This is a genomic window from Mesorhizobium sp. M1428 (assembly GCF_040317515.1).
Classification (GTDB): domain Bacteria; phylum Pseudomonadota; class Alphaproteobacteria; order Rhizobiales; family Rhizobiaceae; genus Mesorhizobium.
On sequence record NZ_JAMYKT010000016.1, the window covers coordinates 116,528 to 126,880 of the forward strand.

10 protein-coding genes are annotated in these 10,353 nt (G+C 63.5%); 6 read left to right on the forward strand and 4 right to left on the reverse strand.

Features of this window, described 5'->3' with window-relative positions; translation table 11 throughout:
- Window positions 1-86 precede the first annotated feature (86 nt).
- Window positions 87-740: a dihydrofolate reductase family protein gene (locus tag NKG60_RS22110; RefSeq protein WP_352669638.1), complete on the forward strand. Its 654-nt coding sequence runs from the start codon at window positions 87-89 to the stop codon at window positions 738-740.
- 53 nt (window positions 741-793) lie between these two features.
- On the opposite strand, the gene NKG60_RS22115 is transcribed toward NKG60_RS22110, so the two are convergent.
- A complete protein-coding gene (locus NKG60_RS22115) occupies window positions 794-1,663 on the reverse strand; it encodes a LysR substrate-binding domain-containing protein (RefSeq protein WP_352866287.1) in 870 nt (289 codons plus the stop codon).
- Window positions 1,664-1,755: 92 nt separating this feature from the next.
- Between NKG60_RS22115 and NKG60_RS22120 the strand changes: the two genes are divergently transcribed.
- A complete protein-coding gene (locus NKG60_RS22120) occupies window positions 1,756-2,355 on the forward strand; it encodes a LysE family translocator (RefSeq protein ID WP_352669634.1) in 600 nt (199 codons plus the stop codon).
- 11 nt (window positions 2,356-2,366) lie between these two features.
- Here the strand turns inward: NKG60_RS22120 and NKG60_RS22125 are convergent, their stop codons facing one another.
- Entirely contained in the window at window positions 2,367-3,158 is a 792-nt protein-coding gene (locus NKG60_RS22125; protein WP_352669631.1) for an SDR family NAD(P)-dependent oxidoreductase, read from the reverse strand.
- Between the two features lie 196 nt (window positions 3,159-3,354).
- Between NKG60_RS22125 and NKG60_RS22130 the strand changes: the two genes are divergently transcribed.
- Window positions 3,355-3,813 (forward strand): MarR family winged helix-turn-helix transcriptional regulator, encoded by a 459-nt coding sequence (locus NKG60_RS22130; RefSeq protein ID WP_352975556.1) that lies wholly within the window; start codon window positions 3,355-3,357, stop codon window positions 3,811-3,813.
- Between the two features lie 37 nt (window positions 3,814-3,850).
- Here the strand turns inward: NKG60_RS22130 and NKG60_RS22135 are convergent, their stop codons facing one another.
- Window positions 3,851-5,029, reverse strand: a complete 1,179-nt coding sequence (locus NKG60_RS22135; protein ID WP_254820339.1) for an MFS transporter — start codon at window positions 5,027-5,029, stop codon at window positions 3,851-3,853.
- A gap of 193 nt (window positions 5,030-5,222) precedes the next feature.
- Between NKG60_RS22135 and NKG60_RS22140 the strand changes: the two genes are divergently transcribed.
- Both NKG60_RS22140 and NKG60_RS22145 read left to right on the forward strand, forming a co-directional pair.
- Entirely contained in the window at window positions 5,223-5,579 is a 357-nt protein-coding gene (locus NKG60_RS22140; RefSeq protein ID WP_352669625.1) for an ArsR/SmtB family transcription factor, read from the forward strand.
- Between the two features lie 251 nt (window positions 5,580-5,830).
- Complete coding sequence (locus tag NKG60_RS22145) at window positions 5,831-6,577, forward strand: metallophosphoesterase family protein (RefSeq protein ID WP_352669623.1); 747 nt, start codon at window positions 5,831-5,833, stop codon at window positions 6,575-6,577.
- A gap of 62 nt (window positions 6,578-6,639) precedes the next feature.
- On the opposite strand, the gene NKG60_RS22150 is transcribed toward NKG60_RS22145, so the two are convergent.
- Window positions 6,640-9,066, reverse strand: coding sequence for a DNA/RNA non-specific endonuclease (locus NKG60_RS22150; RefSeq protein ID WP_352975559.1), 2,427 nt, complete (start codon window positions 9,064-9,066; stop codon window positions 6,640-6,642).
- A 263-nt stretch (window positions 9,067-9,329) separates the two neighbouring features.
- Here NKG60_RS22150 and NKG60_RS22155 point away from each other — a divergent pair, with 263 nt between their 5' ends.
- Window positions 9,330-10,211 (forward strand): SH3 domain-containing protein, encoded by an 882-nt coding sequence (locus NKG60_RS22155; RefSeq protein ID WP_352669620.1) that lies wholly within the window; start codon window positions 9,330-9,332, stop codon window positions 10,209-10,211.
- Window positions 10,212-10,353: the final 142 nt, after the last annotated feature.

The window sequence follows — 10,353 nt, forward strand, 5'->3', positions numbered from 1 at the left end:
CCGACCGCTGTCGGACAAATGTCTGCCTGCCCGTCCTTGGCTCGAAGTCCGGCCATGACGGCACGGATCAGGGAAAGGGAGCTCCAATGAGGAAGATCATCGCCGCAACATTCGTCAGCCTCGACGGCGTCATGCAGGCGCCCGGCGGCCCGCAAGAGGACCCTGTCGGCGGCTTCAAATTCGGCGGCTGGACGTTTCACTACTGGGACGATGTGATGGGCGCCGCCATGGGCGAGACGTTTTCAAAACCGTTCGCGCTGCTTCTCGGCCGCAAGACCTACGACATCTTCGCCGCCCATTGGCCCTATCAGAAGAATGACCCGATCGCCGACAGCTTCAACGCCGTCACCAAATATGTGGCGACGCACAGGCCAGATTCGCTGTCCTGGCAAAATAGCCAGCCGCTCGGCAGCGACGTCGTGGCGACGTTGCGCCGGATGAAGCAGGAGGACGGCCCCGACCTGCTCATTCAGGGATCGAGCGAGCTGATCCAGACCTTGCTCGCCAATGACCTGATCGACGAGATCAGCTTGCTGATCTTCCCGCTGGTGCTGGGCAAGGGCAAAAAACTGTTCGGCAGCGGCACGATACCCGCCGCCTTCAAGCTGACCCGTTCGCGGACATCGACCACTGGCGTCCTGATGGCGAGCTATAAACGCTCCGGCGAGATCAAGACCGGGTCCTTTGCCACGGAGCAGCCGTCCGAAGCCGAGATCGAGCGGCGCAAGAACTGGAAATAGACGCGGCGGGGCGATCAAGGACGGCTGAACACTAGCCGTCCTTTTGCTGTTTTTTAAGCCGCCTCTCGTCGGCGTGCCAACCCGTCGCGGAGGTGGCCCGCGAATGCCAGTGCAGCCGGCGCGACGCTGTGCTTCGGCAAATGCAGATTGATCGAAAAATTCGGCAATGACGGTAGCTCCGGATCATTGGCCAAAATGTCGAGGTCGGCAGGCACGGTCGACGCCAACCAGGTGGTGACGGCCAAGTCCGAACGCACCGTCGCCGTCGTCGCATCGATGCTGCCGTTTTCGAACACGGTGCGCCATTCCAGCCCATGCTCGTTAAGCGCCTCCAGCACCACCGGGCGGAACGCGCAGGTCTCGGCGACCATCGAAACCGGCAAGGGCCGCTTGCGGCGGGCGGCGCCGCCTTTGGCGCCGACCCAGACCAGCCGGTCGACAACAAGGCATTCGCCGGCCGACCGACCGATCGGCTCCTCGATCACCGCGAGCTCTATCGTGCCGGTCGCCAAGGCTGCGGCCAACTCCGGTGACGAAGCACAGACAAGCGAGATCTCGACCTGCGGATAGGCCTCGGCATAGGCCTTCAGCACCGGCGCAAGCAAGGTGCCGACAAGGTCGTACGGCACTCCGAGCCGCACCTGACCGGCAACCGCATCGCCCGCCATCTCCGCCAGGATCTCGTCATTGAGGGAAAGCAGGCGCTTGCCCTTGCCGAACAATCGCTCGCCGGAGCGGGTCAATCGCAATCCGCGCCGATCGCGGTCGAACAGGCTGCAGCCGAGAACCTCTTCCAAGCGCTTGATCTGCTGGCTGACGGCACCTTGCGTCAAATGCAGCGCGTTGGCCGCCGCCGTCATGCTGGCCTTGTCGGCAACGGTGACGAAGGTTCGAACCAGGGCAGTGTCGAGGTTGCGGAGCATCTGACCATTATATTTGCTAATGCAGATCATAGCAAACATTGCATTTACTGATGAGCCAAACAGCCTACCGTGCAGGCTTCAAAGGAAGCAGCATGTTTGAAACCGTCCTTCCCCTCGTCGTATTCGCGCTGGTCTCAACCTCAACGCCTGGCATGGCCACGACCTTGTCGACGGCGTCCGGCGCGCAGTTCGGCTTTCGCCGCTCTATCCCGCTGATGGCCGGGAGTGCGGCCGGCCTGGCCACGGTGGCTGCGGCAGGTGCTGCTGGGCTGGCTGGTCTGCTGGCCGCCGCTCCTTCGCTGCAACTGGCAATGAAAATGGCCGGTACCCTCTATCTGGTGTGGCTTGCCCTCAAGATCGGCCGCAGCGGTCCGCCCAATCTGGACGTGGCCATGGCAAAGCCGAGCAGCTTTTTCGGCGGCGCCGGCCTGCAATGGATGAACCCAAAGGGCTGGGCCATGGGGCTGGGAGCGGCGGCATCCTTTGCCGCGCTCGCCAACGGGCCGCTGCAGCTCGCCTTGCTGCTCGGCACGGTCTTCGGTCTTGCAGCGGCCCTATCGCTGGCGGCGTGGTGCGTGGCGGGCACGCTGCTCGCCCGGTTGCTGCGAACCGAGCGCCAGTGGCGCATGCTCAACGCCGTGCTTGGCCTGCTGCTGGCCGCCTCGATCATTCCGATGTGGCGGACAGCGTAAGACCAGTTAATTCAGGCAGCGTAGCGTGCCGCCGGCTTGCCGGCCAGCAGGCTGCCGAAGAAACCTTGCCGCGCACCAAGATAGGTTTCCAACCCAGCCGGATCGGAGAGCCCGGGCGCGGTGACGGTTTCGCCCTTGGCCAGGCCGGCAAGCGCTGCATCGACCAGATCGTCGGCAGTCATGACGATCTCTGCCGGCAGGTTGGCAATATCGCTTCCGGCAACTTCCCAGAATTCTGTCCGCGTAGCCCCCGGCAGCACCACCTGTATGGCGACCTTGCTATCGGCGACTTCCCGCTGCAGGGCCTCGGTGAAGTTGACGACATAGGCCTTGGTGCCGCTGTAGATGCCGCCGAACGAGGTGTCGAAGGCCAGCACCGAGGCGATGTTGACGATGGCGCCGCGGTTGCGCGCCAGCAGTCCCGGCAAGGCCGCCCGGGTCAAGCGCGTCAAGGCGACGACATTGACCTTGATCATGCGCTCGGCCACATCGGCGTCGGCCGTTGCCACCACCTGCGCACCGCCAAGGCCGGCATTGTTGACAAGCAGCGTCACACTGTCGTCGGTTGATATCGCCTGCTCGACCCGTCGCAGATCGCCGTCGTCGGCGAGATCGGCGCTGATCACGTTGACCTTGCGGCCGTATTCGGCGCGCAGCTTGCCGGCCAATTCCTCCAGCCGGTCGGCGCGCCGCGCCACCAGCACCAGATCATAACCTTGGCCGGCGAGCCGGTCCGCGTAGACCGCGCCGATGCCGGAAGAGGCGCCGGTGACGACCGCCGTGCCTTTGTCCTGATTGCTCATTGTCTTGTTCCTTCTGGTTCGATTCCAAATGCCAGTGCCGCAGGGCAACATCCCTGCTTCGACCGGCAGATCAATTAATGGTATATGCCACTATTGGAATGTAGGCATATACCATCATCTTGTCAATCCGTGGAGCAGGGACTATTTCTGGTTTGCATCGAGGGTCCCTTCCGGTCCCTTCACCGGAAATCCGCCAATGTCCCAAACCACCTTGCCCGGCCTGCTGCTTTGCAACAACGCCATGCTGCGCCGTGCGACGCGGAAACTCGGCCAATTCTATGACGATGTGCTCGCGCCCTCCGGCATTAAGGCCACGCAGCAGGGCCTGCTCTATCAAATCCACGTCGGCAACGAACCGGCGATGGGTGCCATCGCTGCGGCCCTCGTCATGGACCTGTCGGCCCTCGGTCATACGCTGAAGCCGCTGATCCGCGACGGTTATGTCGAGACCTTCGCCGACCCTGCCGACCGCCGCATCAAGCGCGTCAGGCTGACACCGCAGGGCCGGACCAAGCTCGAAGAAGCCATGAAGCTGTGGCACGTCGCCCAGCAGCGCTTCGAGGAGACGTTTGGAAAGGAGCAGGCGGCAAGCCTGCGAGCGGCGCTGGACGAAATCGCCGCGCTGGATTTTGACGCACCGCCGGCCGCGACTTGAACTATCGGCGGCCGGCAGCCAAGCTCCACTGACAGCCTTATTCGGCCGGCATCGCCACCGGACGCGCCGCCAGGTGGCCTGCCAGCACCACGCCCAGACCAATGATCGGGAATGCCGCCGCGACCACGCCGAGGTCGGCCGGTGCGCCGTAGCGCAGCACCGCGGCGCCAACCACCGCCCCCAGTGCGACGCCGAGATAGAGTGCCGAAGCGTTCAGCGACAGCACGATGGGCGCGGCATCGGGCGCCAGCTTGATGATACGGCTGGCCTGCGCCGGCGGGAACGCCCAGCCGACGATGCCCCATGGCACCATCATGGCCATCAGCGCCGGCCCGGCGATCTCGCGCGGCAGGAACATCGGGATCAGCGAAAATGTGACCAGCATGGCGGCACTCAGCGCCAGCGACCAGCAGACGGTGCGTGTCGCGCCGAATCGGTCGGCTGCCTGGCCGCCGCCGATGTTGCCGATGACCGCGCCAACGCCGAAGGCGAGCAGCATTCCGGGAAGCGCGATCGGGTTCAGTCCGCCGCCTTCGATGGCGAGCGGCGCGACAAAGGCAAAGACGGTGAAGGCGCCGATCAGTGCCAGGATGGTCGTCACCAGGATAGGCATGACGCCGGGGCGAAGTGCCGCTGCCAGTCGCATACGGAGCGGCAGCCTGGTGCCGACGATGCCGCGCGGCAGCCGGTACCACAGGATGGCGCCGGCGAGCGCGCCAAGGCCGGCAATGGCAAAGAAGGTGCCGCGCCAGCCGGCGACGGTCGCAACAAGCGCGCCGAGCGGCGCGCCGACCGCGACCGCAACCGTAGTGCCGCCGACCACCACGGCAATGGCGCGGGCGCGGTGATGATCGTCGACAAGCGCAACGGCCGTCCCCTGTGCGGTCGCGGCGAACAAGCCTGACGACAGCGCCATGACGATGCGCGCGATCAACAGCAATTCGAAGGAGGAGCTCAGCGCCGCGGCGACGTTGCCCAACACGAAGAACACCAGCGTCCACAGGATGACGCGGCGACGATCCCATTCGCCGGTCAGCGTTGCCAGGATCGGCGTGCCGATCGCATAGGCGAGCGCAAACGCGGTGATCAGCGTGCCGGCGAGCGGAACGGAGATGGCGGCATCCTTTGCAATGTCGGGCAAAAGGCTGGAGATGACGAAACCTTCGGTCGAAATCGTGAACGATCCGAGCGCAAGCCAGATGAGGCGCTTATCCATAGCAATTTCCTTAGTTCAAAGGTTATTGAACAATTGGACATAACAGGGCATGATGTCAATAAAGCCGCTGCAAAATAGCCGAACCATCCTGACAGCCCGGTGTCAGGACGGGGCGACAGGGCGAAACTATGTGTCCATCAGCCACGAGAGGAGATGCGTTGAAATCGGCCCCGAATGTGCTTAATTCCTGGGCATGACCTTGCCCCATCCCACCGCCGACCAGATCAGCCTGCCGAACGTGCTTGCCGTGCTCGGCGACCCGACGCGGTTGGCCATCGTGCGCTATCTCGCGAGCAAGGAGGGGGTGCCGCTGAATTGCAGCCGGTTCCTCGACCTCTGCTCGAAGACCAATCTGAGCTACCATTTGGCCAAGCTGCGCGAGGCCGGCGTTACCCGCACCGAGGCGGTTGGCACCAGTCGATTGATCACGCTGCGCCGTGACGATCTCGACCGCCGCTTCCCGGGCCTGCTCGACAGCGTGATTGCCGCGGCCGGCGACGACGCATCGTTGCCGGCGGTCGGCGGCCACGAGATCGAAATATCAGCCTGAATACTACGCTACCTTAACAGCCAAGGCGAGAAGTGCCCTTGCAGAACTTGGGTTCCTCTCCCTCACGGAGTGGGGGAGAGGTGGCTCGGCGAAGCCGAGACGGAGTGGGGGCCTTGACGCCCCTTCCCCCTTCAAGGAAGTTCCACTTTTCAGTGCGCCGCGCGCTAAAGGCCCCACGCCGGCCGCTTCGCGGCCACCTCTCCCCCGCTTCGCGGGGGCGAGGAAACGCTGCCTCAGCCACGGAGCCTGCCATGCGCATTGCCGTCCTCGCCGACATCCACGGCAATGTCCTGGCGCTCGACGCCGTGCTCAACGATCTGCGGCGACGCGGCGGTGCCGACATCATCGTCAATCTCGGCGATTGCGTTTCCGGCCCGCTCTGGCCGCGCGAGACCATGGAGCGGCTCGAGGCGCTCGAGCTGCCGACGGTGCGCGGCAATCACGACCGCCGCGTTGCCCGCGACACCGCCGACGAGACCATGTGGCCGTCCGACCGCTACGCGCAGGAACGGCTGACGGCAGGCCAACGCGAGGCGCTGTTCGCGCTGCCCCTCACGCTCGATGTGGCGCCCGGCGTGATCGCCTTCCACGCCCGGCCCGACCACGACGAAAAATACCTGACTGACGCGATTGTCGACGGCCGACTGGTGCGCGCGCCGCTGGCCGCCATCGAGCGGCGGCTTGGCGCGATCGATCCCGCCTGCCGCATCATGCTTTGCGGCCACAGCCACCGCAGCGAACTGGTCCGCATTCCCGGCGGCCCGGTCATCTTCAACCCGGGCAGCATCGGCTGCCCGGCCTATCACGACGATACGACACCGGCGCATGTCTCCGAGCAAGGCTCGCCGCACGCCCGCTACGGCCTCGTCGACTTGCACCCCGATCGCTTCGAGGCCATTGCTGTCGACTATGACCACGAGGCGGCGGCGCGTCAGGCCGAGCAGGCGGCGCGGCCCGAATGGGCCCACGCGCTGCGCACCGGCTTCATGCCGGGCTGAACCGCGATCATACCCGGCCGAACGGATGACCGCGCTCCAAGCGGCCGCGACCGGTCCAATCTTCAGTTGTCAGACGCCGATCGCTTCGATTGCTTGGCAGGACGTCGGGCGCTGGCCGCCGAAGTCTTGGGCGTCGAAGTCTTGGTCGCCGAAGTCTTGGGCGATGAAGCCTTTGGCCGTGACGGCTTTGGCGCCAGTTGCGTTGGGTTGAAAGTCTGTGCTGGAACCGATTCGGAACCGGCCCGAATGTCGGCGTCGCGCACCTGCTGGCCAAAGTTCAGGCCGGTCAGCTCTTCAATCTCGGCCACCGTCGAAAGAAACTCCGATACCCTGGCAATTTCAAGCGGGTCATCGAATGCCTCGGCACGCTCGCCGAACGCTTCAGGCATCACTTCCAAAACCGGCTTCTGGTCCGCCAGCAGCGCGATGGCGCGCAGGCCAGCTTGATCGGACCACAGCGCGATCTTCCAGAACTTCAGCGGAACATGGCTTTCGAAGCGGTAAGGAGGATCGTCCTCGCGGAACACTGGCCCGGCAAACACCGTGACCCGGCCTCGCGTCGTATAGGCGTTGCGCAGCACATAGGTTTCCACCGCGCGCCATCTCAGCTTCCCCTTGGAGCCGGGATGGTTAAGCGAGCTTCCCTGATTGAAGAAGCCGACTTGCGGCGCAGCATTGGTATAAAAGAACGTGTCGCGTTCTGCCGCGACCGCCTCCTGATCCACGCCCCATGCGGGGTCGCCGCGAAGCGTAATATGACCCTTCTGGAACATTCGAGCGATTCGTTCCTTGGATTTTGCGACGGGAAATCCAGGCACATTCTGGCTCGAATAGAATTCCTGGGTCATCTGCTCGCCAAGGTCGATGCGGCGATCGGGCCGGAAAGCATCGCTGGCTTCCGCACCGGAAATCGACTCCACCCCCAATTCGACAAGCGACGGGTGGTCGATGACCGTCTTGTCCTCGCGATTGACCGCCTTGGTGCGGGATCCATCGATATTGCAGGCGGTGACGAAGGCAAGCCTGCGATCGGCGTTCATCAAGATCGAAAAATGATGATAGTGCAATTCGTGTGGGTCCTCGCCCGGTTTGGCAAGAAGGTTTTTGGCCAACCGGTAGGGTGAATTGGCAACCGTCGGCATTGGCAGGACAAAGCCCGGTATGAAGCCGGGCTCATACCCTCCGCGATCGTCGAAATCCTCTGTTTTCCAACCCGCTGCCTCGGCGATGGCTACCTTCGCGGGTTCGCTTGCCGGGCCTTTGCCGGCGTTCCGTCTTGCATCGCCTCCGCCGCCGTCGATCAGCGGCGCCCGGACATTTATCTCGACGGGAAAAGTCCAGGTGACCGAGCCATCGGCATTGTGTCTCGTCGCCGGCGGATTGCCGTCCGGTTCCGGTCGCTGCACCGGCTTGTCCAGCACATCTTCGCGAATGTCGGCGTTCAGCCGAACTGTCTCGTCCATCATGCGCGGCGTGCCGGCCCAAATCGCCAGAGCTTGCGAAACCGCCGATGCCGAGGAGCCCGGCAGCCTGGACTTTCTAGTGCTGAGATCGTCAACGATGGCGCTGATCCGTATGCCTTCGTTGATCTCGCGCGCAAGCGCATAGCCACCTATGCCCGTCACCTCGTGGAACGGCCCGGCCCAATGGTGCAGGGCAATAGGCTCCCATTCATTGTTGAAGACCGGTGAACCGGACGAACCCTGTTCGGTGTCGGCGACATAGTGCAGCACTTGAACCGTTTCGTCGCGGGCCACCAGCCGGTTTTCACGCAGCACCAGTTCCTTGAAGCGGCCATCGGGATGCTGAACGATGTTGGCGATTTCGCCAAGCATATGCTTGTCGCGCGCATCCGACAGCGAGATAAAACCGAACTCCCCCAGTTCCTTTGGACCGGAACGCCGCTCGCCGACCCCGATCAGCGTATAGTCCAGACCTTCTATGCTATCGGTCACGAAACAGGATTCAGGATCGAACAGGAACGTCGTCGGCGTACGCACGGCATTCGCACCGTCCTGCTCATAATCGAACTGGACCTGGAAGCGCCGGGAATCCGCCGGCGACGAAATCACATGGTTGTTTGTGAGGAACAGCCTTGGCCCGACCAGAAAACCCGATCCTTGTGGATTGCCGTTGAGAAAGGCAACGCGGCCGACCGCATCGGCCACACGGCGCCCACGCTCCAGAAATGCGACCCCGATGAAATCGAGCGTTGGGCCGAGAATTGCTTCCGGTCCTGGCTGCTTGGCGGCGGCCTTTCTCTCCCCGGCAGACCTCATGTCTATCGCAGCCGATATCATCTCCGCTTCGGTGCGGCTGAGCGACGCCTTTACCTGCAACCTGTCGAGGCGCCTGGAGAGGGTCTGTTCGGCGGCCAGCGGATTGCCGTTGGCAATGTGACCAAGTGAAGCCTCAATTTCGGGGCGCGTTTTCTTGATACGCTGGCGAACTATGTTTTCCACTTGCGCGAATATTTCAAGGTCGACCATATTGCCCTCCTCAACCTTACTTGAGAGAGTGCATATTTACATGAAATGTGCAATATTTTGCCGGCTGTTAGTTCGCGGAAGTGGCCCGGTCGCGATTCAACACGCGGCCCCTTTTCGGGCTTACACAGCGCCGCCTCGTCGCCTATAAAAACCGGCTGGCGTGCGACGGTGCTTTCGTGCCTGGCCGCGCCTTCGGCAATTGAACCTACCGCCCATGGCAGATGATTAGGCGCACAGTAACACTCCCGACGACGCTGCTTGCGATGGTTGCCGCTCCGCTGATGCTGGCGGAGTTGCCGGCCAACGGTCAGGAGCAGGAGCCCATCATCTCGATTGTGACGGGTCTCGCTCCGGATGACCTCCTCAACGTGCGCGCCACGGCATCGGCCATGGGCAAGATCGAGGCACGGCTGCCGAGTGGTTCGAGCGTGAAGAATCTCGGCTGCGGCGACGTCAGCGGCCACAAGTGGTGCAAAGTCGAAGACATTGACGACCCCAAGCTGAGCGGATGGGCTCCGGCGCGCTATCTCGACCCCATTAATCCCCAGCAAGTGACACCCCAGGTGGCGGCCAGTGCGGAGAGCCCTGCGCCTCAACCGCTGCCCGATCTGACAACGCGCCTCGGCGCAACCGGCGGTCCCGAAACGACGCTGAACTCCGCTGATGCGATCGGCAGGGCGGCGATCGAGGATGCTTACCGCCTGGCCCTGGTCGGTGGAAACCCCTCGACTGGACAGGTTGATGGATCGCCGCCCGCAACAGTGGGTCCCGTCCAGAATTTCGGCGCGGCCAACGCGGCGCCTCCGCCCGACGCACAGACCGTTGCACGGCTGCAGCCGCCGGGGACACCGGTCCCAGGTGCTGGCAACGCCATCCCTTGCGCGCGCTATCTCGGCCAGCCGATGACCAACTGCAAGGCAAATGTCGTGCGCACCGGCGACAAGACCGACGTGACCGTGACCTGGCCCGATGGTGGCACGCGCATCATCAGCTTCAAGGCCGGCAAGCCGGCCGGTGCGGACGCACCTGGCGAATTCCGCTTCACCCGCGAGGGCAGCCTCAACATAATCCGTATCGGTGCTTCCGAGCGCTTCGAGATTACGGATCAGTTGGCTGGGTTAGGGAATAAGGCAGTAGGGCAGTAGGGCAGTATGTTTTAAAAGGGCGCTCGAACCTCTGCCCTACTGCCCTACTGCCCTACTGGCGTAGTGACGTCCTGGCATACTGCCCTACTGCCCTACTGGACTACTGACAAACTGGCGACCTGCCCACCAGCAAAAGTTTCCG

Bases quoted from the DNA above. Each gene is read 5' to 3' on its own strand.
- NKG60_RS22110 (WP_352669638.1), top strand. From the start codon at position 87: ATGAGGAAGATCATCGCCGCAACATTCGTCAGCCTCGACGGCGTCATG.
- NKG60_RS22115 (WP_352866287.1), bottom strand. From the start codon at position 1,663: ATGCTCCGCAACCTCGACACTGCCCTGGTTCGAACCTTCGTCACCGTT.
- NKG60_RS22120 (WP_352669634.1), top strand. From the start codon at position 1,756: ATGTTTGAAACCGTCCTTCCCCTCGTCGTATTCGCGCTGGTCTCAACC.
- NKG60_RS22125 (WP_352669631.1), bottom strand. From the start codon at position 3,158: ATGAGCAATCAGGACAAAGGCACGGCGGTCGTCACCGGCGCCTCTTCC.
- NKG60_RS22130 (WP_352975556.1), top strand. From the start codon at position 3,355: ATGTCCCAAACCACCTTGCCCGGCCTGCTGCTTTGCAACAACGCCATG.
- NKG60_RS22135 (WP_254820339.1), bottom strand. From the start codon at position 5,029: ATGGATAAGCGCCTCATCTGGCTTGCGCTCGGATCGTTCACGATTTCG.
- NKG60_RS22140 (WP_352669625.1), top strand. From the start codon at position 5,223: ATGACCTTGCCCCATCCCACCGCCGACCAGATCAGCCTGCCGAACGTG.
- NKG60_RS22145 (WP_352669623.1), top strand. From the start codon at position 5,831: ATGCGCATTGCCGTCCTCGCCGACATCCACGGCAATGTCCTGGCGCTC.
- NKG60_RS22150 (WP_352975559.1), bottom strand. From the start codon at position 9,066: ATGGTCGACCTTGAAATATTCGCGCAAGTGGAAAACATAGTTCGCCAG.
- NKG60_RS22155 (WP_352669620.1), top strand. From the start codon at position 9,330: ATGGTTGCCGCTCCGCTGATGCTGGCGGAGTTGCCGGCCAACGGTCAG.